This window comes from Sphingopyxis terrae subsp. terrae NBRC 15098 (genome assembly GCF_001610975.1).
GTDB lineage: Bacteria > Pseudomonadota > Alphaproteobacteria > Sphingomonadales > Sphingomonadaceae > Sphingopyxis > Sphingopyxis terrae_A.
Genome location: NZ_CP013342.1, coordinates 1575265 through 1597483 on the forward strand (window position 1 = coordinate 1575265; position 22219 = coordinate 1597483).

Sequence of the window (22219 nt, forward strand, 5' to 3'; positions counted from 1 at the left end):
GCGCCTGCTAGGGCTTCGGCGCGCGAAAGAAAAGGTGGCGAACGGTCTCGCAGGGACTCGATTGTCCGCCGCTTGCCCCCGCCCCCCTGGCACGGGTAAGGGGGCGCAACATTATGTCTCTCATCCTTGGCCTCGAATCGAGCTGCGACGAAACCGCGGCAGCGCTCGTCACCGACGACCGGCGCATCCTCGCGCATCGGGTGGCGGGACAGGAGGCCGAGCACCAGCCCTACGGCGGCGTCGTTCCCGAAATCGCGGCGCGCGCGCATGTCGACCGCCTTGCCCCGATCGTCGAAGGCGTGCTCGCCGATGCCGGGGTGACACTCGCCGATGTCGATGCCATCGCCGCGACTGCCGGCCCCGGGCTGATCGGCGGCGTCATGGTCGGGCTGGTCACCGGCAAGGCGCTCGCCCATGCAGCGGGCAAGCCGCTGATCGCGGTCAACCATCTCGAAGGCCATGCGCTCAGCCCGCGGCTCGCCGACCCCGACCTTCGCTTTCCCTATCTGCTGCTGCTTGTCTCCGGCGGGCACTGCCAGCTTCTGCTCGTGCGCGGTGTCGACGATTATCGGCGGCTTGCCACCACGATCGACGACGCCGCGGGCGAGGCCTTCGACAAGACCGCAAAGCTGCTCGGGCTCGGCTATCCGGGCGGTCCGGCGGTCGAACGGCTTGCGGCGGACGGCGATCCGCATGCGGTGCCGCTCCCCCGCCCGCTGGTCGGTAGCGCCGAACCGCATTTCTCCTTCGCCGGTCTCAAAAGCGCGGTGGCGCGCGCGGTTGCTTCGGGCGCGCACCGACCCGCAGACGTGGCCGCGTCTTTCCAGCAGGCGGTCGTCGACTGCCTGATCGATCGCAGCCGCATCGCACTCGCCGCCTGCCCCGAAGCCACCGCCTTCGTCGCCGCTGGCGGCGTCGCTGCCAATGGTGCGATCCGCGCCGCGCTCACCGGCCTTGCCGCCGCGTTCGACAAGTCCTTCGTCGCGCCGCCGCTGTGGCTCTGCACCGACAATGGCGCGATGATCGCCTGGGCGGGCGCCGAGCGCTTCGCCGCGGGGCTCAGCGATCCGCTCGACACTGCGGCGCGGCCCCGCTGGCCGCTCGATCCCGCAGCCGAAGCGGTTCGCGGCGCCGGAGTAAAGGCATGACGCGCGACAGCATGACGTCATTTGAAAAGTTCGGCGTCGTCGGCGGCGGCGCCTGGGGCACGGCACTCGCCCAGCTTCTCGCCGCCGAGGGCGCACCGGTGCGCCTGTGGGCCCGCGAGGAAGACGTCGTGGCGGCGATCAACGCCGAACATCGCAACCCGCTGTTCCTGCCCGGTGCGGCGCTGTCGCCTTCGCTCACGGCAACGAGCGACCTTGGCGCGCTGTCGGGGCTGGACGCGCTGCTCGTCGTCGTGCCGGTGCCCTATCTGCGCGCCGTGCTCGCGGCGCTGCCCGCAGGCGATGCGCCGCTGATCTTCTGCAGCAAGGGGATGGAGGCTGGCAGCTTTGACTTTCCGATCGATATCGCGCGCGAGATCTTTCCCGGCCGCGGCTTCGCCGTGCTGTCGGGGCCAACCTTCGCGCACGAGGTCGCAGCGGGGCTGCCGACCGCGATCACGCTCGCTGCCGAAATCCCCGCGCTCGCCGAGGCGCTCGCCCGCGCGCTCGCCCGCCCGCATTTTCGTCCTTATGTGTCGACTGACATGATCGGCGCCGAAATCGGCGGCGCGATCAAGAATGTCCTCGCCATCGCCTGCGGCATCGTCGACGGCGCCGGGCTGGGCCTCAACGCGCGCGCCGCGCTGATCAGCCGCGGCTTTGCGGAGATGACGCGCTTCGGACTCGCGCGCGGCGCGCAGGCCGAAACGCTCGCCGGACTTGCCGGGCTCGGCGATCTCGTCCTTACCTGCACCTCGTCCAATTCGCGCAATTTCGCGCTCGGCCAGGGGCTAGGGCGCGGCGAGAGCGCAGCGGCCCTGATGGCCGACCGCCGCACGGTCGCCGAAGGCGCGTTCAGCGCCCCGGTGATTGCCGCCGCTGCGCGCGCCGATGCGATCGACATGCCGATCACCGACGCGGTGGCGCGGCTCGTCGCGGGCGAAACGCGCGTTGCCGACGCCATTCAGGCCCTGCTCAGCCGCCCGCTGCGACCCGAGGGCCGATGATGCACTGCTGCCGATTGCCTGGATTGCCCGGATTGCCTCGCCCTTTTCCGCGCGCTAAACAGCGCACAGGGGAGCAGCAGAAGGGGCGCCAGGCTTGAGCCAGACGGACAGCGCAGCCGCGCCCCCTTCCGCATCCCCGGCGGCCGACCCGGCCGGGCAGGATGCCGACACCGCCGCGCTCGCGAGGGGCGGCCGCACCAATTTCTTCGGCTTTATCCTGCGCCTCGTCGCGCGCCTGCCCTTTCTCTATTTCGCCGGGCGCTGGTATGGCCCCGAAGCGGTCGGCCGCTTCGCCTTTGCCGTGCTCGTCATCGAGCTGATCGCGCAGCTTGCGACGCTCGGGCTCAAGCGGGGCCTCGCCGAACAGCTCAGCAAGCCGGGCGCCGATCATCGCCATATCGTGTGGGATGGCATGTTCGTCGCCTTCCTCGCCTCGGCGTTCGGCTCGGCGATTCTCTTCGCCTTTCCGCAGCTCATGTTCCCCTCGGGCGATATCGACGGCTGGGATCGCTGGGTGGCGATCACCGTCTTCGCGATCGCCGGTGCCGACATCGCACTCGCCGCCTGCGCCTATCGCTACGACATCGGCGCCACGGTGCGCGCGCGTTCGATCGTCGAACCCTGGGCGATCAGCGCCGCCGCCTTCGGCTTCGCCTTCTATTCGCTGCGCGACGGGTTGATCCTTTCCTACGCCGCCGCGATGATTGCGACCTTCTTCACCGCGCTCATTCCGATGATTCGCCACTATGGCGGCCCCGGCGTCTGGCGCCCGCATCCCGCGCAGCTCATCTCTCTCGCGCGCCGCAACGCGCCGCTCGCCGCCGCCGATGCGATCGAATGGGGGACGCGCCGGCTCGACCTGTTCATCCTCGGCCAATTCACCTCGCCAGCGATCTACGGCATCTATTACATGGCGCAGCAGGTTGCCTCGCTGCCGCAGAAGCTCAAGACCAGCTTCGAGCCGATCCTCGGCCCCGTCATCACCCGCAATCTGGCCGAGAACCGCCTTGCCGCCGTCGCCGCGCAGGTCAGTCAGGTCGGCTTCTGGATCATCGCGGCGCAAGCAGGAATCGCGCTCGCGCTCGGCATTCCGGGCGAGGCGGTGATGGGCCTTGTCGGCCCGCAATTCGTCGAGGGCAATGTAGCGCTCGCCTTCCTGCTCGCAGCGGAGGTCGTGGCGGCGACGGCGGTGGTGAGCGAAGCCGCGCTCGTCTATGTCGCCCGCCACCGCAATCTGCTGATCAGCATCGCGACGCTTGCGCTGCAGGCGGTGCTCAGCGTCGCGCTGATCCTCACCGCCAAGTCGATGGGGTTGCCGCCGATCGCCTATGCCGGAGCGGTCGCGCTCGCGCTGATGCTCGCGCTCGGCTTTGCTTCGGTGGTGAAGGCGCGGCTGCTTGCGCGTATCCTCGGCGCACCGGTCAACAGCCTGCGCTGGGCGCTCGTCTGGGCAACCGCTGGGGCCACGGTTCTCGGCTGGGGCGCGACGCAGATGCCCGAATGGGCCGAGCTCCTGATCGGGGTCCCCTTCATCCTCGGCATCTATGCGTGGCTTATCTGGACGCGCGGCTTTGGCCCGGCCGACCGCGCGCTGTTCCGCAAGCAGCCTGAAACGGCCGCTCCGGCAAGCTGATTCGCGCGTCAGCCGAGCCGCGCGGCGACTTCGGCTTTGAGATCGGTCTGCGCGCGCGGGCCGACCTGCGCGATGATTTCGCGCGCACACACCGCACCCATCGTCAGGCAATCGGCGAGCGAGCGGCCCTCGGCCTGGCCCGCAAGGAACCCGGCGGCGAACAGGTCGCCGGCGCCCGTGGTGTCGACGACCGTCTCGATCGGCTCGGCGCCGACCGCAACGCTCTCACCGTTCGCGACCGCGATCGCGCCCTTTTCGCTGCGCGTCACGACGAGCAGCGGCACGCGCGGCGCGATCGCCGCGACGGCAGCTTCGAAGTCCTGCGTACCGGCGAGCGCGCAGATCTCGACCTCGTTGGCGAACAATATGTCGAACAGTCCCTCGCCGATCAGCGCGCGGAAATCATCGCCGTGGCGGTCGATGATGAAGGCGTCGGACAGGGTGAAGGCAACCTTGCGTCCGGCGCCGCGTGCGACGTCGATCGCGCGGCGCATCGCGGCGCGCGACAGCGGCGGATCCCACAGATAGCCCTCGAGATAGAGGATGTCGGCGTCGGCGATCCAGTCTTCGGCGATCATCGCCTGTTCGAGCAGATGGCTCGCGCCGAGGAAGGTGTTCATCGTCCGCTGGCCGTCGGGCGTGACGAGGATCAGGCAGCGCGCGGTCGGCGCGCCTTCCTTGAGCGCCGGGGTTTCATAGGCAACGCCGAGCGCGCGCAGGTCGTGCGTGAAAACGCTGCCGAGCTGGTCGTCGGCAACCTGGCCGATGAAGGCGCAGCGGCGGCCGAGCGCCGCCATGCCGGCAAGCGTGTTCGCTGCCGATCCGCCCGACATTTCGATCGCCGGACCCATCGCCGCATACAGCCGCCCAGCCTCTTCGGCATCGATGAGTCGCATCGACCCTTTGGTCAGGCCCTCGGCCTCGATCAGTGCGTCGTCGGCGCGAGCAATGACATCGACGATCGCATTGCCGATCGCAACGACTTCGAAACGGGCGGTGGAGGCCATGAAAAATCCTGTGATGCGTGGGAAAATATGCCGCGCGCCTTAGGGGGCCGCGGGCGCCAAGGCAAGCGCGACGCTTGACGGCGCAGCGCCCGCCGCGCCATTCGGGGGCATGGCCCGCGCCGTCCAAGCCCTGTTCCTCGCCATCGGCGACCTGTCGAGCCCGCGGGTGCTGCGTATCTTGGCGATCAGCCTTGCCCTCACCCTGCTGCTGTTCGTTGCGGCGGGCGCGGCGCTTTTGGCTGGCGCGCGCTGGGCGCTCGCGCATTGGCAGTGGCTGGGCGCGGCGGGGATCGACATGGCGAGCGTGCTGTTCCTGCTGCTGCTGATCGCGGGGAGCTGGCTCCTGTTTCGCGCCGTCGCGATTGTCGTCGTCGGGCTGTTCGCCGACGCCATCGTCGCCGATGTCGAGAGGCGCCACTATCCCGCCGCCGCAGCAGGCGCGGTCGATGTCGGCTGGCGGCAGTCGGTCGCCCTCGCGCTCGCATCGCTCGCGCGCCTGTTCCTTGGCAATCTTGCCGCGCTGCCCTTTTATGTCCTCCTCCTGGTGACGGGAATCGGCACGCCGATCCTTGCCCTTTTCGTCAACGCGATGCTGCTCGGCCGCGATCTCGAGGCGATGGTTCTCGCGCGCCATCCCGGCCGGCCACGGCTTGAGCGGAGCGCCCGCTGGTCGCTCGGCCTGCTGTCCGCCGCAAGCTTTCTGGTTCCCGTCGCCAATCTGTTGGCGCCCATCGCGAGCGCGGCTATGGCCGTCCACATGCTCCATCTGCGCCGGGCAGACAGATAAAGGGGACCGGCTTGACCCGCACCACCAACATGGCCGCACTCGCGGGCCTTTCGCTGATGCTCGGCGGCTGCGCCGCCACCGCCGTGCCGCGCGTGACGCCGCCACCGACAAGCAGCGCCCCGGCGCCGCTCAACCCGCCGCGTGTCACCCAGAATAATGCCCTCGTCGGGCGCGATGCCAACAGCGCGTTGCGTCTGTTCGGCAAGCCGCGGCTCGACGTCAGCGAGGGCGCGGGTCGCAAGCTGCAATTCGCCGGTTCGGCATGCGTATTGGACGTTTACTATTACGCCCAGCGCTCAGGCGCCGAGGCGCTCGCCACCCATGTCGACGCGCGCACCCCCGACGGGCGCGACGCGAATGTCGACAGCTGCATTGCCGCGCTGCGGCGGTAGGGCAAAGATTGATCCGGAAACTGGCGCGCTAGGCGCGGTCGATCGCGCCGGTATCGAGTAAGGGCGCGGCGTCGATGTCGGCAGCGCCGAGCACGATCGCCAGCCGCTCGGCCGCGGCAAGGATCATCGCCTGTTCCCATGCGGGCAGCGCGGCGAAGCGGTCGGCGAATATCTGTTGCAGCATATCGGGCGCCTCGGCAACGCGGCGCTGACCCGCGTCGGTAGCGGTCAGCAGCATCTGCCGCTTGTCGCGCTCGCTTCGCGTTCGCGTCACCAGCTCCATTGCAACCAGCCGGTCGACGATGGCGGTGATCGTCGCGTGGCTGAATTGCAGGCGCTGTGCGACCTGCCCCGGCGTGGCGCCCTGCGCGCCCGCCACATCGCGCAGCACGAGCAGCTGCGACGGCGTCAGGCCGGTCGCCGCGCCCAGCTTGCGACTGCCCGTCTCGGTCGCACGCAGGATGCGCCGCAGCGCGCGCAGGGTGGCGTTGGCAATTTCGGACTCCATTCCGCCTTGTTAGCCGCGCCCGCAGTGGGCGCCAATTGCAAAGTCGACCTCGCTCTGTTGCGGAATTTTATTTCAGATCATGAAACATTACGGTCGCCGCGGGGTTGAACGAGGCGATGAGCACCCTATATTTCGCGGCATACCGGGCCGGATGGTCCGAATATGCGCTTGGCATTATTTCAGGAGATGAAAGATATTTGACCGGCCACAGGAACGGGACACGGCACCATCCACAAAGGAATCGCCGTCCGGCCGACCCGCCGCGTCGCTGCAATTTCGCAAGCCCGTTGCTACCGACGGGCCGGCGATCACCGCGCTGATCGCGGCCTGCCCGCCGCTCGACCGCAATTCGCGCTACTTCAATCTGATCCAGTGCACGCATTTCGCCGACAATTGCATCATCGCCGAACGCGGCGGCCGCATTCTCGGCTGGATTTCGGGGCATCGCCCGCCCGCCGAACCGAGCGCCTTCTTCGTCTGGCAGGTCGCGGTCGCGCCCGAAGGACGGGGCCAGGGGCTCGCCAGCCGGATGCTCGACGAACTGCTCATGCGGCCGGCTCAGGCGGGCGTGACACATGTTCTGGCGACGATCACCGCCGACAATGCGGCGTCGTGGGCGCTGTTCCACGGCCTTGCCCGGCGCCACGACAAGACGCTCGACCGCAGCATCGTCTTCGAACGCGACGCCCATTTTGCGGGCGTCCATCCCAGCGAGTTTCAAGCCCGCATCGGGCCCTTCGCCATCGATACGACACCAACCGATACGACATCGCCTGAATGACTCAGGCACAATGACACAGGCAGAATAGGGGTATTCACATGATTATCGCACCCAAACCGTCCGGGTCCATTCCCGACCGGAGCATTTACGAACGCCGCGAATCGGTGGTCCGCAGCTACGCCCGCGCGATGCCGCGCCAATTCGGCAAGGCCGAAGGCGTATGGATGCACGACGATCAGGGCGGTCGCTATCTCGACTTCCTGTCGGGCTGTTCGACGCTCAACTATGGTCACAACCATCCGATTTTGAAGCAGGCGCTGCTCGATTATATCGCCGCCGACGGCATCGCCCACGGGCTCGACCTGCACACCGATGCCAAGGCCGCCTTTCTTGACACGTTCGAGGATGTGATCCTGAAGCCGCGCGCACTCGACTATCGCGTCATGTTCACGGGCCCGACCGGCACCAACGCGGTCGAGGCAGCGATCAAGCTCGCCCGCAAGGTGACGGGGCGCGAACTGGTTATCGCCTTCACCAACGGCTTTCACGGCATGACGCTCGGCGCGCTTGCCTGCACGGGCAATGCGGCCAAGCGCGGCGGCGCGGGCGTCCCGCTCGCCCATGTCGCGCACGAACCTTATGACGGCTATTTCGGCCCCGAGGTGGACACCGCCGAACTGCTCGACCAGCGGCTGGCCGATCCGTCGAGCGGCCTCGACGCGCCCGCCGCGATCCTGGTCGAAACGGTGCAGGGCGAAGGTGGCCTCAACGCTGCTTCGCCCGAATGGCTGCGCAAGATCGCCGAGATCGCGAAGCGCCACGGCGCGCTGCTGATCGTCGACGATATTCAGGCAGGCTGTGGCCGCACGGGAAGTTTCTTCAGCTTCGAGGAAATGGGCTTCACCCCCGACATCGTCACGCTTGCCAAATCGCTGTCGGGCATGGGCCTGCCCTTCGCGCTGACCCTTTTCCGCCCCGAGCTCGACCAATGGTCGCCCGGCGAACATAATGGGACGTTCCGCGGCAACAACCACGCTTTCGTCACTGCGACCGCCGCGCTCGGCCATTTCTGGAGCAGCGACGCTTTCGCCGACGATGTGCGCCGCCGCGGGGCGCTGCTCGAAGAGCGGCTTGCGCGCATCGCCGCCGAACATGGCTTCGAAACGCGCGGCCGCGGGATGATGCGCGGCATAAACGTCGGGTCGGGAGAACGCGCCGGGGCGATCACCGCCGCCTGCTTCGACGCCGGCCTCATCATCGAGACCAGCGGCGCGCACGACGAAATCGTCAAGGTGCTCGCGCCGCTCGTCATCGATGACGCCCTGCTCTCGGCAGGGCTCGACATTCTCGAAACCAAGATCCGCGAAGCGATGGCCGACGATTACGCCGTCGCCGCCGAATGAAGACAGGAGACCGACCATGATCATCCGCAATCTCGACCAGATCCGCAAATCCGACCGCAACGTCCGCTCGAACGGCTGGGCCAGTGCGCGCATGCTGCTCAAGGATGACGGGATGGGCTTTTCCTTCCACGTCACCACCATGTTCGCGGGCAGCGAGCTTAAAATGCATTATCAGAACCACCTCGAGGCGGTGTTCGTGCTCAAGGGCACGGGGACGATCGAGGACCTGGACAGCGGCGAAATCCATCGGCTCGAACCCGGCGTGATGTATGCGCTCGACAAGCACGACCGCCACATCGTGCGTCCCGAAACCGACATACTGACCGCCTGCGCCTTCAATCCGCCTGTCACGGGCAAGGAAGTGCATGACGCAAGCGGTGCCTATCCGGCCGAGGCCGACATGGCGAGCGAACCGGCGCGCGAGGCCGCGCCCGCAGAGTAAACCCATAGCAACAGGGGGAAGTCCCATGACCGACATCTACCCATCGCGTCACGCGGCCGCGCCAGAAATGCGGCCGCGGCTCGACCCGGTCGTCCGCAGCGCGTGGACACCCGACGCACCGATCAGCCGCGAGCAGGCGGAGGCCTTCGATCGCGACGGCTATCTGCTGCTTGAGAATCTTTTCGACGAAGAAGAAGTGACCTATTTGCAGCGCGCCGCAGGCAAGCTGCTCGCCGATCCCGACGCACTCGACGAGGAAACGATCGTCACCGAGCCGCAGAGCCGAGAAATCCGGTCGATCTTCGACATTCACAACCAGAGCGCGATCATGGCGCGGCTTGCTGCCGACGAGCGGCTGGCGGGGGTCGCGCGCTTCCTGCTTGGCGACGAGGTTTATATCCACCAGTCGCGCCTCAATTACAAACCCGGCTTCAAGGGCAAGGAATTCTACTGGCACAGCGATTTCGAAACCTGGCATGTCGAGGACGGCATGCCGCGGATGCGCGCGCTCTCGATGTCAGTTCTGCTCGCCGAGAACACGCCGCACAATGGCCCGCTGATGGTCATTCCGGGGTCGCATCGCACTTATCTGACGTGCGTCGGCGAAACCCCCGACGACCATTATCGCCAATCGCTGAAGCGCCAGGAATATGGCGTTCCCGACGAGGACAGCCTCGCCGAACTGGCGCATGATCACGGTATCGTTGCGCCGACGGGCGCGCCGGGAACCGTGATCCTGTTCGACTGCAATCTGATGCATGGGTCGAACGGCAACATCACCCCCTTCCCGCGCGCGAATGCCTTTCTCGTCTATAATGCGGTGAGCAATCGGCTCGAAAAGCCGTTCGGGGTCGACAAGCCGCGCCCCTGGTTCCTCGCGCATCGCGGCGCGCCCGAACCGCTCGCCATCGAGGCAGGCCCGCTGACCGAAAGGATTGCGGCATGACACAGGACGTCAAAAAGGGTGGACACAGCGTCGAAAAGATCGGCGGCACGTCGATGGCCGCGACCGCGACATTGTTCGACAATGTGCTGATCGCCGGCCGCTCGGGCGCTGATCTCTACAATCGCATTTTCGTGGTGTCGGCCTATGCCGGGATCACCAATCTGCTGCTCGAAGACAAGAAGACCGGCGAACCCGGCGTGTTCGGGCGCTTCGTCGCCGACGACGAGGACAGCGATGGCTGGCGCCGCGCGATGGAGGCGGTGCGCGGTGCGATGCGCGCGCGCAACGAAGCGATGTTCGCGCGCCGCGAGAGCCGTGACGAGGCCGATGCCTTCGTCGACATGCGGCTCGACGCAGTCGCCGCCTGCCTCGATGATCTGGCACGGCTGCGCAGCCACGGCCGCTTCTGCGTCAAGGAACAGCTCGTCACCGCCCGCGAATTGCTCGCCGGGCTGGGCGAAGCGCATAGCGCCCACAGCACCGCGCTGCTCCTGCGTGATCGCGACGTCAACGCGCGCTTCATCGATCTGACCGCCTGGGATCAGGAGGATCTGCGCACGCTCGACGAGCGGGTCGCGGAGGCCTTTGCCGACATCGATCTGGCGACGACGCTGCCGATCGTCACCGGCTATGCCGGCTGCCAAGGCGGCATGGTGAAACGTTTTGCGCGCGGCTATACCGAAATGACCTTCTCGCGCATCGCGGTGCTGACCGGCGCGCGCGAGGCGATTATCCACAAGGAATTCCACCTTTCGAGCGCCGACCCCAAGCTGGTCGGCGAGGATAAAGCGCGCAAGATCGGTCGCACCAATTATGATGTCGCCGATCAGCTTGCCAATCTGGGCATGGAGGCGATCCATCCGGGCGCCGGACGCGGCCTCAGGCAGACCGACATTCCGCTGCGCGTGCGCAACACCTTCGACCGTGAAGATGGCGGCACGCTCGTCACCGGTACCTATGTCTCCGACGTGCCGCGGGTCGAGATCGTCACCGGCATCCGCCAGATGCAGGCGCTGCAATTCTTCGAACAGGATATGGTCGGGGTGAAGGGTTATGATTCCGCAATCCTCGACGTGCTGACGCGTCACGGCCTGTGGATCGTCAGCAAGGCGTCGAATGCCAACACCATCACCCACTATCTGTCGGCCAGCGCAGGCGCGGTGAAAAAGGTGATCGCCGATCTGCAAAAACAATATCCCGACGCCGCGATCTCGGCGCATCCGGTTGCAATGGTGTCGGTGATCGGCAGCGACATCGCGCGGCCGGGGCTGGTGCCCGATGCGCTGCGCGCGCTCGATGACGCCGGCGTCGCAATGATCGCGATGCAGCATCAGATCCGTAACGTCGATGTCCAGTTCATCGTCGAAAGCCGCGATTTCGATGCCGCAGTCCGCGCGCTGCACCGCACGCTGGTCGAAGAAGATGCCGGCGGGGCAGAAGGGCGCCGCGCCGCCTGACGCGCGGCACCCGCACCCTCCCGATGCTCGCGTCCCTCGCTCCCGTTCGCAGCCTGCTGCTCGCCATCTTCGTGATGATGGCGGGCAGCGGCTTCCTGTCGACGCTGATCGGCCTGCGGCTCGAGCGGGCGGGCAGCGACACGATCCTGATCGGGCTGGTCGCGACCGCCTATTTCGGCGGATTGACGCTCGGCGCCTTGCGCGCTGGCGCGATCGTCCGCCGCGTCGGACATATCCGCGCCTTTGCCGCCTTCGTCGCGCTGCTCTCGGCGAGCACGCTGACTTATGCGCTGGTCCAGCACCCGCTGCTGTGGGCCTTGCTGCGGCTGGTCGACGGCGTGTGCGTCGCAGGCATGTTCATCTGCGTCGAAAGCTGGCTCAACGACCGCGCCGAACCCGAGACGCGCGGCGGCATCCTCGCCGCCTATATGGTCGCCCTCTATTCGGGACAGGCCCTCGGACAGCTCTTCCTGAGCACCGGCGCGGCAACGCCGGCCGTGCCCTTCCAGATTGCCTCAATCCTCATTTCGCTCGCCATCCTGCCGGTTTGCCTCACGCGCAGCACCGCACCGACCTTGGGAGAAGCCGACAATCCTCCCCTGGCGCGGCTGTTTGCCGCCTCGCCGCTGGGGCTGGCGGGCGCGGCGATCACCGGGCTGATCCTTGGCGCCTTCTACGGCATGGCTGCGATCTATGCGCGCGGGATCGGCCTGGGTCTCGGCGCGATCGCCACCTTCATGATGACGGTGATTCTCGGCGGCGTGGCGCTGCAATGGCCGCTGGGACGCCTCTCCGACCGTTATGATCGCCGCCGCGTCATCATTACCTGCTTCGCGCTTGCACTGGCGGTGAGCGTGGCGCTCGCCGCCGCGCCCGGTGGGGGGCTGCTGCTGCTGTTCGGCGCGGCCTTCGGCGGGCTCAGCTTCGCGCTCTACCCGCTGTGCGTCGCGCACGCCAACGATCGCCTGCTCCCCGCCGAGCGGGTTAGCGCCAGCGGCCAGCTTGTGCTTCTCTATTCGGCCGGAGCCGCGCTGGGCCCGCTTGGCGCTGCCGCAGCGATGAACTGGGTGGGACCGGGCGGCCTGTTCCTGTTCATCGCGGCCTGCGCCGCGGCGATGCTGGGTTTCAGCCTGTGGCGGCTCGCCGCCACCGCGCCGGTGCCCGGTCCGGCGCAGCAGGATTTCCAGATGCTGCCCCGCACGACCCCGGTCGCGGCGCTGCTCGACCCCTCCGGCCCCGAAGCCGCCACCGCAAAGGATTAACTGACCCATGGACCGTTCGTCCCCGCTCCCCGCCGCCGGACAGCCCGCGCCGCTCCCCACCCAATCGACGCTGCGTCGCGCGATCGGGGCGTCGGCGCTCGGCAATGCGGTCGAATGGTTCGACTATGGCATTTACGCCTATGGCGTCACCTACATCTCGGCCGCGCTTTTCCCCGGCGAGGCGAGCGAGGCGGTGCTCTTCGCGCTCGCGACCTTCGCCATTTCCTTCCTTGTCCGCCCCCTCGGCGGACTGTTCTGGGGGCCGCTCGGCGACCGCATCGGCCGCAAGTCCGTGCTCGCGATGACGATCCTTATGATGGCGGGCGCGACCTTCGCCGTCGGCCTGATCCCATCCTATGACAGTATCGGCTTCTGGGCGCCCGCGATCCTCGTCCTGCTGCGGATGATCCAAGGTTTTTCGACCGGCGGCGAATATGGCGGCGCGGCGACTTTCATGGCCGAATATGCCCCCGACGCCCGACGCGGCTTCTATGGCAGCTTCCTCGAGTTCGGAACACTCGCGGGCTTTTCCTTCGGCGCCGCGCTGATGCTCGGCTATTCGCTGCACCTTGGCGATGCGGCGATGCACGAATGGGGGTGGCGCATCCCCTTCCTTGTCGCCGGTCCGATCGGGTTGATCGGCATGTATGTCCGCTCGAAGATGGAGGATACGCCCATCTTTCTGGAGGCGCAGCAGTCGGCCGAAGACCGGCCCTCGCCCGGACTCGCCGCGCTGGGCAGGGATCACTGGCGGCCTCTGCTCGTCGTCGGCGGGCTCGTCGTCGCGCTGAACGTCGTCAATTATACACTGCTCAGCTATATGCCGACCTATCTCGAGCGGCGGATCGGCTTGGCGCCCGATCAGGCGCTGCTCGTTCCGATCATCGGGATGCTGTTCATGATGGTCTTTCTGCCCTTTGCGGGCGCGCTGTCGGACCGGGTCGGACGGCGGCCGATGTGGCGCTTTTCACTCCTCGCGTTGCTCGTCGCGGTCATCCCGCTCTATATGCTGATCGGCACGGGCTTCGCGGGGGCGGTCGCCGGCTTCCTGCTGCTCGGCCTGCTCTATGTGCCGCAGCTCGCGACAATCTCGGCAACCTTTCCCGCGCTCTTTCCCACCGCGGTGCGTTTTGCCGGCTTTGCGATCGCCTATAATATCTCGACGTCCATCTTCGGCGGCACCGCACCGATGGTCGGCAGCGCGCTGATCTCCGCGACTGGCGACCCGCTGATGCCTGCCTATTACATGATGGCGGCGTGTCTCGTCGGACTCGTCGCGCTTCATTACATGCCCGAAACCGCGGGCCGTTCGCTGCGCGACGACCCGTTCCGGCGCTAGAAACCGGCACAGTTCCGGCCCAGCTTATCGATCAGGCGCGCGAAACCCACGCTTTGGCTCGCACGGGCATTGACCTGGCGGGCGCAGTTTTCCAAGCGGCGAACTATGGATTGAGCGAGCGAAGGCCGGGGGGCGGGGCGCTTGTATCGGATTCTGGAAGGATCGAGGTTTCGCCCCGCTTATGAAGATTTTCCAACGCTTCGCATCGCACGCACAAGATGTCGCGATCGATCTCGGCACGGTCAACACCGTCATCTATGTCCGCGGCCGCGGTATCGTGCTCAACGAACCATCGGTGATCGCGATCGAAACGCGCGACGGCGTGCGCCGCGTCAAGGCGGTCGGCGCCGATGCCAAGCTGATGATGGGCAAGACGCCCGCCAATCTCGATGCGCTGCGACCGCTGCGCGACGGCGTGATCGCCGACATCGATCTGGCCGAACAGATGATCAAGCATTTCATCGACAAGGCCCTCGACGGCACAAGTCGCCTGCGGCGACGCGGCCATGTCGTGGTGTGCGTGCCGTCGGGATCGACGCATGTCGAGCGGCGCGCGATCCGCGACGCGGCCTCCAACGCCGGCGCGAGCAGCGTTCAGTTGATCGAGGAACCGCTCGCCGCGGCGATCGGCGCCGGCTTGCCCGTCACCGAACCGCAGGGAACAATGGTTGTCGATATCGGCGGCGGCACCACCGAAGTGGCCGTGCTGTCGCTCGGCGGTGTCGCGCACAGCAGTTCGGTGCGCGTCGGCGGCGACAAGATGGACGACATGATCGCGTCGTATATCCGCCGCAAGCATAATATGATGATTGGCGAGATGACGGCCGAGCGCATCAAGCTCGCGATCGGCTCCGCCGTGCCGCCGCAGGGCGAAGGCGTCGTCATGGCCGTCAAAGGGCGCGATCTCGTCAGCGGCCGCCCGTCCGAAATCAGCGTCTCCGAAGCCGAAATCGCCGAAGCACTGGCCGAACCGGTGGGCCAGATCGTCAGCGCGGTAAAGGCGGCGCTGGAACGGACCCCGCCCGAATTGTCGGCCGATATCATCGATGCGGGGATCATGCTGACTGGCGGCGGCGCGCTGTTGCGCCGGATGGATCAGGCGATCTCGGCGGCGACCGGCCTGCCGGTGCTGGTCGCCGAAGATGCGCTGATCTGCGTTGCCATGGGCGCCGGACTGACGTTCGACGACCGGTCCTACAGCGGCATATTGATGGCCGCCTGATTTCCCTGGCCGCGCCGTCCTGCGGTGCGGGCGCTTTACGGCGCGCTGCTCGCGCACGCAAAAAGGGCGGCTCAGCGCCGCCCTTCGCAATCCCGACGATGCCGGGACAAGTCTTTGCGGACCCGCGTCATCGGGACGCGGGTAGCGCGCTTACTTGATCTTGGCTTCCTTGAACTCGACGTGCTTGCGCGCACGCGGGTCATATTTGCGCACCGACATCTTCTCGGTCATCGTGCGCGGGTTCTTCTTGGTGACATAGAAAAAGCCCGTGTCGGCGGTGCTCACCAGCTTGATCTTGACGGTCGTCGGCTTGGCCATGGCCCTGATCCTCGAACTATTGGCACATCCGCCGGATCGTCCGGCACATGTGGCGGGACTGGGGGCCCCGACGGTTGCTATGAAAAACAAAGAGGGCCGCGCGCGGGCGCCGCCCTCATTTATCCGGGCGCCATTGGCCGGATTCGCGGTCAATGTCAAGCAATCTGTGGTCAAAAAGGGGCGGGTCGATGGGGTGCGCCCGCCCCCGGGAGGGGTCTCGCGATGGGGGTCAGCCGTTGCGGATCTGGAAATGCACGACCATCACCTTCCAGCTTTCCTCAGCCACCCCGCCGCGGGTCGCCGGCTTGAAGCGCCATTTGGCGAGCGCGCGGCGTTTCGTTTCGGTGAAAAAGCCCGGGCTGTCGCTACTGATCAGCTCGACCGCCTTCACCCGGCCGTCGGTGCCGATCAGCACGCGCACCTTCGCGCTGCCTTCGATCTCGCGCCGCTGTTCGCTTGCAGGATAATCAGGCTGAAAGCTGCCGGCAAAGCGCTGGTCGAGTTCGGCCAGGACGAGCGGCGGCGGCTTGGGCGGATCAGCTGGCCGGACCGTCGTCGGGCCGGGATCATAAGGAAGCGGGTCGGGTATCACCGGCTTCACCTCGACCCCTCGGTCGGCCGGGGGGAATGTATCGACCAGCGGCCGCACCGCCTCGGTCGGCGTGTTGCTCCTTGGGCTCGGCTTGGCCTCGGGCTTCGTCTCGGGCGGTTTGGGCTTTTCGATTTCAATCAGCGTGCCGGTAAGCGGCGCGAGCACAGGCGCCCTTTCGATGATGATCGGCGACAATGCGACCGCAACGACGAGCGCCACCGGCAGCCCTACGGCAAAAGCGAGCGCCACGGGCCGATGGCTGGCGCCGGGATCGTAGCTATTGCGGCGCGGCGGCGCAGTGCCGGCAACTGCGGTGGTCGCCTCGGGCGCCGATACGATCGCCGAGATCAGGGGAATCAGGGTCATGGCCTCTCTCCTTGCCTGTGACCGGCGCCGCCCGTTTCTGCCCGAGCTGTCTGCCGGATCAGTTTATGTGATAATATAACGTTACGGCAATTGTCAATCTGCCAGATAGGAATGCGTCGGCAGCGCGCGTTCAGGTAATGGAGAGACGCGCTATCGCCTGATCCTTGGCGATTAGCGGCAGCAGTTGGGCCATGTCGGGCCCATGGTCGCGACCCGTCAGCGCGCGGCGCAGCGGCAGAAAGAGCGCCCGCCCCTTCGCCCCGGTCGCAGCCTTCACTGCGGCAGTGAGCGCGTGCCAGGGGTCGGCATCCCAATCGAGCGCCGCCGCCGCGGCCGCAGCGGCGGCAAGTACCGGGCGATCGGCGGCGTCGGGGACGGGCGGCGCGAACGGCCCGTCGAACACCGGAGCCCATTCCGCAGCCTCGGCCACGGTCATCAGATTGGGACGAATCGCGTTCCAGCGCGCGGCGTCGATCGCGAGCGGCAGGCGCGGCGCAACCGCATGATAATCAGTGTGGTGCAGAATCTTCTGGTTGAGCAGCGCCAGCTCGGCCTCGTCGAAGCGCGCCGGCGCGCGGCCGAAGCGCGCGAAGTCGATCGCTTCGATCAGCGGTGCCGCGCTCGTCACCGGCTCGACCGGGTCGCTCGTCCCGAGGCGCGCCAGCAGCGCGACGAGCGCGATCGGTTCGATACCATTCTCGCGCAGCGCTGTCATGCCGAGCGAGCCGAGGCGCTTCGACAACTTGCCTTCGGTGCCGACGAGCAGCGCCTCGTGCGCGAATGCGGGCGGCGTCGCGCCGAGCGCCTGAAACATCTGGATCTGCGCCGCGGTGTTCGACACATGATCCTCGCCGCGCACGACATGCGTGATGCTCATGGCAACATCGTCGATCACGCTCGGCAAGAGATAGAGCCAGCTGCCGTCGGCGCGGCGCACGACCGGGTCGGACATGGTCCTGGGGTCGAAATGCTGCGGTCCGCGAATGAGGTCGGTCCATTCGATCGGCGCGCCCTCGTCGAGGCGGAAGCGCCAGTGCGGCGCCACGCCTTCGGGCACCGGCGCGTCGGCGGGCTTACGCTCATAGACCGGCGGCAGCCCGCGCGAGAGCAGAATCTTGCGCCGGATTTCCAGTTCCTCGGGCGTCTCGTAACAGGCATAGACGCGGCCCGCCGCCTTCAGCTTTTCAAACTCGGCCTCATAGAGCGCGAAGCGCGCCGACTGGCGCTCCTCGCCGTCGATATCGAGACCCAGCCATGCGAGATCGGCGCGGATGCCCTCGACATATTCCTCCTTCGAGCGTTCGAGATCGGTATCGTCGATGCGGAGCAGGAAGCGCCCGCCATGCTTGCGCGCCCACATCCAGTTGTGGAGCGCGGTGCGGACATTGCCGACGTGCAGGCTGCCGGTCGGCGAGGGAGCGAAGCGGGTGATGACGGTCATGGCGCGCCTATAACCGGTTTCGCGCGCGATGCGAGTCAGGCGGTGCGAAAGCCGTGCGTGATCGGATAGCGGCGGTCGCGGCCAAAGTTGCGCGTCGACAGCTTGACCCCCGGCGGCGCCTGGCGCCGCTTATATTCGGCGATCGCCAGCAGCCGTTCGATGCGCGCCACCACGTCGCGGTCGAAGCCGTAGCGCGCGACCACATCGTCGACGCTCGCTTCCTCTTCGACCAGCATGTGGAGCATGCGATCGAGATCCTCATAGGGCGGCAGGCTGTCCTCGTCCTTCTGGTCGGGGCGGAGCTCGGCGCTGGGCGGCTTGGTGATGATGCGGTCGGGCATCACTGGCGTCACCGGATTGCGCGAAAGGCGCGGGACATTCGCGTTGCGCCAGCGCGACACCGCGAACACCGTGGTCTTGTAGGCATCCTTCAGCGGATTATAGCCGCCCGCCATGTCGCCATAGATGGTCGCATAGCCGACGCTCATCTCGCTCTTGTTCCCCGTCGTCATCAGCATCGGGCCGAACTTGTTGCTGAGCGCCATCAGCGTGACGCCGCGGATGCGCGACTGGACATTCTCCTCGGTCGTATCGACCGCCGCGTCGGCAAAGCTGTCCGACAGCATCGTATCGAAGGCCTCGACCGCCGGGACGATCGAAATCGTGTCGAGCCGGCACCCGATCATGCCAGCGCAGCCCGCCGCATCGTCGAGGCTGTCCTGGCTGGTAAAGCGGCTCGGCAGCATCACGCACCACACCTTGTCGGGGCCGAGCGCGTCGGCGGCGATCGCGGCGCAGATCGCCGAATCTATGCCACCGGACAGGCCCAGCACGACACCGGGAAAGCGATTACGCTCGACATAGTCGCGCAGCGACAGCACCATCGCATCATATATGTCGGCTGGATGCGCGTCCCATTCGGCGATCGCGCCGGGCCCGCAGATCCAACCATCAGCTTCTTTCGTCCAACGGGTCACGCGCTCTTCAGCTTCCCAGTCGGTCAGGCGATGCGCCGCGCGCCCGTCGCCGTTCAGCACGAAGGAGCAGCCGTCGAACACCAGCTCGTCCTGTCCTCCGATGCGATTGAGGAAAATGAGCGGCAGTTTCGTTTCGGCGACACGCGCTGCGAACACTTGTGTCAGCCGGCGGTCGTCCTTGTCGATTTCATAAGGGCTGCCGTTGACCGAGATCAGCAGATCCGCGCCCTGCGCCGCCAGATGCGCGCAGACCGTGGGAAACCAGCCGTCCTCGCAGATCGGCAGTCCCAGCCGAACCCCGCGCCATTCGACGACATCGGGCAGCGGGCCGGGTGCGAAGACGCGCTTTTCATCGAAGGTGCCATAATTGGGCAATTCGTGCTTGCGCCGCGTCGCGACGATCCGGCCGCCGTCGAGCAGCGCGACGATATTGTAGAGGCGGCCGTCGCCGTCGCGCTCGACCGAACCCACCAGCATCGCCGGACCGCCATCGGCAGTGTCCGCCGCCAGCTCGGTCAGCAGGCGCGCGGCGCGATCGGCGAGCGCGGGCTTGAGCACCAGATCCTCGGGCGGATAACCGATCAATTGCAGTTCGGGATAGAGGATCAGGTCGGCGCCGCTGTGCCGAGCGCGGACGGCGCGCATCGCAGCGACATTGGCAGCAAGGTCGCCGACGCTCTGCGTCATCTGCGACAGGACGATGGACAGCGTGGCGGCGGGGGCATCGGTCATGCTCCCGCCAATAGGCCACCGCGCTCCAAATTCAACCGAAAGCCAGCGTCCACAGCGTCCGGCCCGGCGCCATCGCAAAGAAGCCCGCCGCGATCAGACCGATATAGATGCCGCGCATCAGCTTGAGGTGACGCTCGAGGTCGCCGATCCGGGCGAACCGGATCGCCCGCGGCAGCTGGACGAGCACGATCAGCGAAAAGATGTGGATAGGACTGATCGTCCCGGTGACGGTCCGGATCCAGAAACTGTCGATCGCCGTCACGACCATCATCGCGGCCCAGGCGCGCCCGCCGATCTTGTGTGCCAGATCGCCCTTGCGGCGGCGCCATAGCAGCCAGGCGCCAAGCGGCACCGCGGGGACGACAGTCGCAAGATGGAGCCAGATCGCCCACATCGGCGTACGATAGGTCGACGGCCCCATGAACGAGCGCGCCAGCAGCGCCGCAGCGATGCCGCCGAGAACGAGGAGCGCGGTCAGCCCGATGCGGTGCGACAATTTGACGGGACGACGCGCCGTGGCGGCGGGGACGGCGATGCTGGTCATGGCGGCTTTTCCTTTCGAAGACCGATCTGTTCCGGCGCTCTCGCCGGCGGTTGCCCTCTTCCTGGCCCCGCGCTGTTCACGGACAAGCGCGCCTTCGCCAAGGCGGCGGAATAGTTCGCAAATGCGCCCCTTTGCCCGTTGACGCTTCGTGAAATGGCACGCACAAGCAGGGCCCTATGGCGAAACGGCTGACGATCGAACTGCTGGCGATGATCGCGCTCGGCCTGTTGATCGGGCTACTCGGGCCGTTCGGCACCTTCAACAATCCGCCAGCCATCCGGATGCTCAACTGGGTGATGTGGCTGCTCGCGGGCTACGTCTTCTATCGTCCAACCGGGGTTGTTGCGGGCTGGCTGTGCGACGCGACCGGTCTTCCGCCGCTTGGCGGGCGGCTGATCGCGCTGATCGTCGCCAGCGTTCCGGTGACGCTCGTCGTCACGATGATGGCGATGCAGATGAGCTTCGGCGAGGCGCTGCGCTGGCCCGGCTTCTGGACGATGTATCTCTATATCAGCATCGTATCGGCGGTGGTCGTGGGCGTAATGGGGCTGAGCTTCCGTCCGCGCGCCGACGATGGCCCGCCGCCCGCTCCCGAAACGCCGATCACAGCGCCGCCCGCAGCGCCACCGCCGACCCCCGTCGCACCGCAGCCCGATGCAGCGCTACCGCTGCCGCCCGGTTTCGGCGCCATACTCGCGCTGAAGGGCGAGGATCATTATGTCCGGGTAATCGGTACGCGATCGGAAGAACTTATCCTCATGCGGATGCGCGATGCGATCGCGCGGCTGGACGATGCCGACGGTCTGCGCATCCATCGCAGCTGGTGGGTCGCACGCGCCGCCGTCGCCGCCGTCCGCCGCGATGGTCGCACCGCGATGGTCACGCTGACAAGCGGCCATGAAGCGCCCGTTGCGCGCGACATGATGCCCGAGCTGCGCGCCGCGGGGTGGATTTAGACGGGATTGCCCCTTTCCCTTCGCGCGCCCGCTGGCTAAGGGGCGCGCATCCATCCCCAATCGGCGACAAGGGGCCCCGCGCATGAAACTGATTTCCGGCAACAGCAATCTTCCCCTCGCCCGCGCCATCGCGGACTATCTGGAACTGCCGCTGACCGATACCAGCGTGCGCCGCTTCGCCGACGAGGAGGTTTTCGTCGAAATCCACGAAAATGTCCGCGGTCAGGACGTTTTCGTGGTTCAGCCGACCAACTTCCCGGCGAACGACAATCTGATGGAATTGCTGATCATCACCGACGCGCTGCGCCGCGCCTCGGCAAAGCGCATCACCGCGGTGATCCCCTATTTCGGTTATGCCCGCCAAGACCGCAAACCCGGCCCGCGCACGCCGATTTCGGCCAAGCTGGTCGCCAATCTCGTCACCACGGCAGGGGCCGACCGCGTGTTGGCAATCGACCTGCACGCCGGACAGATCCAGGGCTTCTTCGACATCCCGACCGACAATCTCTATGCCGCACCGGTGATGAGCGCCGACATCCAGGCGCGCTTCGGCGACAAGAATCTTATGGTCGTGTCGCCCGACGTCGGCGGCGTCGTGCGCGCCCGCGCGCTGGCAAAGCGGCTCGACAACGCGCCGCTGGCGATCGTCGACAAGCGCCGCGAACGCGCCGGCGAATCCGAAGTGATGAACATCATCGGCGACGTCGAAGGGCGCTTCTGCGTCCTGATCGACGATATCGTCGATTCGGCGGGCACGCTGTGCAACGCCGCCGCCGCGCTGAAGGCCGCAGGGGCAGAAGGCGTCGTCGCTTATTGCACCCATGGGGTGCTGTCGGGCGGGGCGGTCGCGCGCGTCGATGCGAGCGAGCTGACTGAACTCGTCATCACCGATTCGATCCAGCCGACCGACGCCGTGAATGACAGCAGCAAGGTGCGCGCGCTGACCGTCGCGCCGCTGCTCGGCGAAGCGATCAAACGCATCGCCGACGAAAGCTCGGTCAGCAGCCTCTTCGACTGATCGC

General features: G+C 66.9%; 22 protein-coding genes. 15 read left to right on the forward strand and 7 right to left on the reverse strand.

Annotated features, from left to right (window positions below; genetic code table 11):
* The first annotated feature begins 113 nt into the window (after positions 1 to 113).
* The 3 genes from tsaD (at position 114) to AOA14_RS07605 (ending at position 3785) form a co-directional block, all read left to right on the forward strand.
* Positions 114 to 1148 (forward strand): tRNA (adenosine(37)-N6)-threonylcarbamoyltransferase complex transferase subunit TsaD, encoded by a 1035-nt coding sequence (gene tsaD / locus AOA14_RS07595; protein WP_062901352.1) that lies wholly within the window; start codon positions 114 to 116, stop codon positions 1146 to 1148.
* Positions 1145 to 2152: an NAD(P)H-dependent glycerol-3-phosphate dehydrogenase gene (locus AOA14_RS07600; protein WP_238929753.1), complete on the forward strand. Its 1008-nt coding sequence runs from the start codon at positions 1145 to 1147 to the stop codon at positions 2150 to 2152. Before tsaD ends, AOA14_RS07600 begins: the two co-directional genes overlap by 4 nt.
* Positions 2153 to 2246: 94 nt before the next feature.
* Positions 2247 to 3785, forward strand: coding sequence for a lipopolysaccharide biosynthesis protein (locus AOA14_RS07605; protein WP_062901353.1), 1539 nt, complete (start codon positions 2247 to 2249; stop codon positions 3783 to 3785).
* Between the two features lie 8 nt (positions 3786 to 3793).
* Here the strand turns inward: AOA14_RS07605 and AOA14_RS07610 are convergent, their stop codons facing one another.
* The gene (locus AOA14_RS07610) at positions 3794 to 4792 is read right to left on the reverse strand and encodes an adenosine kinase (RefSeq protein WP_062901354.1); all 999 of its coding nucleotides are present in this window, start codon (positions 4790 to 4792) and stop codon (positions 3794 to 3796) included.
* 109 nt (positions 4793 to 4901) lie between these two features.
* Here AOA14_RS07610 and AOA14_RS07615 point away from each other — a divergent pair, with 109 nt between their 5' ends.
* Positions 4902 to 5579 carry an EI24 domain-containing protein gene (locus AOA14_RS07615; RefSeq protein ID WP_062901355.1) on the forward strand — a complete coding sequence of 226 codons (678 nt, stop codon included), beginning with the start codon at positions 4902 to 4904 and terminating at the stop codon, positions 5577 to 5579.
* Between the two features lie 11 nt (positions 5580 to 5590).
* Complete coding sequence (locus AOA14_RS07620; RefSeq protein ID WP_062901356.1) at positions 5591 to 5971, forward strand: hypothetical protein; 381 nt, start codon at positions 5591 to 5593, stop codon at positions 5969 to 5971.
* A 28-nt stretch (positions 5972 to 5999) separates the two neighbouring features.
* On the opposite strand, the gene AOA14_RS07625 is transcribed toward AOA14_RS07620, so the two are convergent.
* Positions 6000 to 6479 carry a MarR family winged helix-turn-helix transcriptional regulator gene (locus AOA14_RS07625; RefSeq protein WP_062767514.1) on the reverse strand — a complete coding sequence of 160 codons (480 nt, stop codon included), beginning with the start codon at positions 6477 to 6479 and terminating at the stop codon, positions 6000 to 6002.
* Positions 6480 to 6798: 319 nt separating this feature from the next.
* Here AOA14_RS07625 and ectA point away from each other — a divergent pair, with 319 nt between their 5' ends.
* The 8 genes from ectA to AOA14_RS07665 all read left to right on the forward strand — a co-directional run bounded on the left by ectA (position 6799) and on the right by AOA14_RS07665 (position 15271).
* Entirely contained in the window at positions 6799 to 7260 is a 462-nt protein-coding gene (gene ectA / locus AOA14_RS07630) for a diaminobutyrate acetyltransferase (RefSeq protein ID WP_322787191.1), read from the forward strand.
* A gap of 38 nt (positions 7261 to 7298) precedes the next feature.
* The gene (gene ectB / locus AOA14_RS07635) at positions 7299 to 8603 is read left to right on the forward strand and encodes a diaminobutyrate--2-oxoglutarate transaminase (RefSeq protein ID WP_062901358.1); all 1305 of its coding nucleotides are present in this window, start codon (positions 7299 to 7301) and stop codon (positions 8601 to 8603) included.
* 16 nt (positions 8604 to 8619) lie between these two features.
* Complete coding sequence (locus AOA14_RS07640; RefSeq protein ID WP_003042348.1) at positions 8620 to 9045, forward strand: ectoine synthase; 426 nt, start codon at positions 8620 to 8622, stop codon at positions 9043 to 9045.
* A gap of 25 nt (positions 9046 to 9070) precedes the next feature.
* Positions 9071 to 9991: an ectoine hydroxylase gene (gene thpD / locus AOA14_RS07645; RefSeq protein WP_062901359.1), complete on the forward strand. Its 921-nt coding sequence runs from the start codon at positions 9071 to 9073 to the stop codon at positions 9989 to 9991.
* Positions 9988 to 11448 (forward strand): aspartate kinase, encoded by a 1461-nt coding sequence (locus tag AOA14_RS07650; RefSeq protein ID WP_062901360.1) that lies wholly within the window; start codon positions 9988 to 9990, stop codon positions 11446 to 11448. Before thpD ends, AOA14_RS07650 begins: the two co-directional genes overlap by 4 nt.
* A 23-nt stretch (positions 11449 to 11471) precedes the next feature.
* Positions 11472 to 12710, forward strand: a complete 1239-nt coding sequence (locus AOA14_RS07655) for an MFS transporter (RefSeq protein WP_062901361.1) — start codon at positions 11472 to 11474, stop codon at positions 12708 to 12710.
* A 7-nt stretch (positions 12711 to 12717) separates the two neighbouring features.
* Complete coding sequence (locus AOA14_RS07660; RefSeq protein WP_062901362.1) at positions 12718 to 14049, forward strand: MFS transporter; 1332 nt, start codon at positions 12718 to 12720, stop codon at positions 14047 to 14049.
* Between the two features lie 181 nt (positions 14050 to 14230).
* Positions 14231 to 15271 carry a rod shape-determining protein gene (locus tag AOA14_RS07665; RefSeq protein WP_062901363.1) on the forward strand — a complete coding sequence of 347 codons (1041 nt, stop codon included), beginning with the start codon at positions 14231 to 14233 and terminating at the stop codon, positions 15269 to 15271.
* A 150-nt stretch (positions 15272 to 15421) separates the two neighbouring features.
* Here the strand turns inward: AOA14_RS07665 and rpmG are convergent, their stop codons facing one another.
* From rpmG to AOA14_RS07690, 5 genes are all read right to left on the reverse strand, one after another.
* Positions 15422 to 15589: a 50S ribosomal protein L33 gene (gene rpmG, locus AOA14_RS07670; RefSeq protein ID WP_003042331.1), complete on the reverse strand. Its 168-nt coding sequence runs from the start codon at positions 15587 to 15589 to the stop codon at positions 15422 to 15424.
* Between the two features lie 229 nt (positions 15590 to 15818).
* Complete coding sequence (locus AOA14_RS07675) at positions 15819 to 16547, reverse strand: energy transducer TonB (RefSeq protein ID WP_062901364.1); 729 nt, start codon at positions 16545 to 16547, stop codon at positions 15819 to 15821.
* A 130-nt stretch (positions 16548 to 16677) separates the two neighbouring features.
* Positions 16678 to 17988, reverse strand: a complete 1311-nt coding sequence (gltX, locus tag AOA14_RS07680; protein ID WP_062901365.1) for a glutamate--tRNA ligase — start codon at positions 17986 to 17988, stop codon at positions 16678 to 16680.
* 35 nt (positions 17989 to 18023) lie between these two features.
* Complete coding sequence (locus AOA14_RS07685) at positions 18024 to 19697, reverse strand: NAD+ synthase (protein WP_062901366.1); 1674 nt, start codon at positions 19695 to 19697, stop codon at positions 18024 to 18026.
* A gap of 31 nt (positions 19698 to 19728) precedes the next feature.
* Complete coding sequence (locus tag AOA14_RS07690) at positions 19729 to 20241, reverse strand: DUF2306 domain-containing protein (RefSeq protein ID WP_062901367.1); 513 nt, start codon at positions 20239 to 20241, stop codon at positions 19729 to 19731.
* Between the two features lie 176 nt (positions 20242 to 20417).
* Here AOA14_RS07690 and AOA14_RS07695 point away from each other — a divergent pair, with 176 nt between their 5' ends.
* Together AOA14_RS07695 and AOA14_RS07700 are read left to right on the forward strand one after the other, a co-directional pair.
* Positions 20418 to 21197 (forward strand): LytTR family DNA-binding domain-containing protein, encoded by a 780-nt coding sequence (locus tag AOA14_RS07695; RefSeq protein ID WP_062901368.1) that lies wholly within the window; start codon positions 20418 to 20420, stop codon positions 21195 to 21197.
* Positions 21198 to 21279: 82 nt separating this feature from the next.
* Entirely contained in the window at positions 21280 to 22215 is a 936-nt protein-coding gene (locus tag AOA14_RS07700) for a ribose-phosphate pyrophosphokinase (protein ID WP_003042312.1), read from the forward strand.
* Positions 22216 to 22219: the final 4 nt, after the last annotated feature.

Coding starts and splice junctions, on each gene's coding strand:
- tsaD (WP_062901352.1), top strand. CDS start 114: ATGTCTCTCATCCTTGGCCTCGAATCGAGCTGCGACGAAACCGCGGCA.
- AOA14_RS07600 (WP_238929753.1), top strand. CDS start 1,145: ATGACGCGCGACAGCATGACGTCATTTGAAAAGTTCGGCGTCGTCGGC.
- AOA14_RS07610 (WP_062901354.1), bottom strand. CDS start 4,792: ATGGCCTCCACCGCCCGTTTCGAAGTCGTTGCGATCGGCAATGCGATC.
- AOA14_RS07615 (WP_062901355.1), top strand. CDS start 4,902: ATGGCCCGCGCCGTCCAAGCCCTGTTCCTCGCCATCGGCGACCTGTCG.
- AOA14_RS07625 (WP_062767514.1), bottom strand. CDS start 6,479: ATGGAGTCCGAAATTGCCAACGCCACCCTGCGCGCGCTGCGGCGCATC.
- ectB (WP_062901358.1), top strand. CDS start 7,299: ATGATTATCGCACCCAAACCGTCCGGGTCCATTCCCGACCGGAGCATT.
- AOA14_RS07640 (WP_003042348.1), top strand. CDS start 8,620: ATGATCATCCGCAATCTCGACCAGATCCGCAAATCCGACCGCAACGTC.
- thpD (WP_062901359.1), top strand. CDS start 9,071: ATGACCGACATCTACCCATCGCGTCACGCGGCCGCGCCAGAAATGCGG.
- AOA14_RS07650 (WP_062901360.1), top strand. CDS start 9,988: ATGACACAGGACGTCAAAAAGGGTGGACACAGCGTCGAAAAGATCGGC.
- AOA14_RS07655 (WP_062901361.1), top strand. CDS start 11,472: ATGCTCGCGTCCCTCGCTCCCGTTCGCAGCCTGCTGCTCGCCATCTTC.
- AOA14_RS07660 (WP_062901362.1), top strand. CDS start 12,718: ATGGACCGTTCGTCCCCGCTCCCCGCCGCCGGACAGCCCGCGCCGCTC.
- AOA14_RS07665 (WP_062901363.1), top strand. CDS start 14,231: ATGAAGATTTTCCAACGCTTCGCATCGCACGCACAAGATGTCGCGATC.
- rpmG (WP_003042331.1), bottom strand. CDS start 15,589: ATGGCCAAGCCGACGACCGTCAAGATCAAGCTGGTGAGCACCGCCGAC.
- AOA14_RS07675 (WP_062901364.1), bottom strand. CDS start 16,547: ATGACCCTGATTCCCCTGATCTCGGCGATCGTATCGGCGCCCGAGGCG.
- gltX (WP_062901365.1), bottom strand. CDS start 17,988: ATGACCGTCATCACCCGCTTCGCTCCCTCGCCGACCGGCAGCCTGCAC.
- AOA14_RS07685 (WP_062901366.1), bottom strand. CDS start 19,697: ATGACCGATGCCCCCGCCGCCACGCTGTCCATCGTCCTGTCGCAGATG.
- AOA14_RS07690 (WP_062901367.1), bottom strand. CDS start 20,241: ATGACCAGCATCGCCGTCCCCGCCGCCACGGCGCGTCGTCCCGTCAAA.
- AOA14_RS07695 (WP_062901368.1), top strand. CDS start 20,418: ATGGCGAAACGGCTGACGATCGAACTGCTGGCGATGATCGCGCTCGGC.
- AOA14_RS07700 (WP_003042312.1), top strand. CDS start 21,280: ATGAAACTGATTTCCGGCAACAGCAATCTTCCCCTCGCCCGCGCCATC.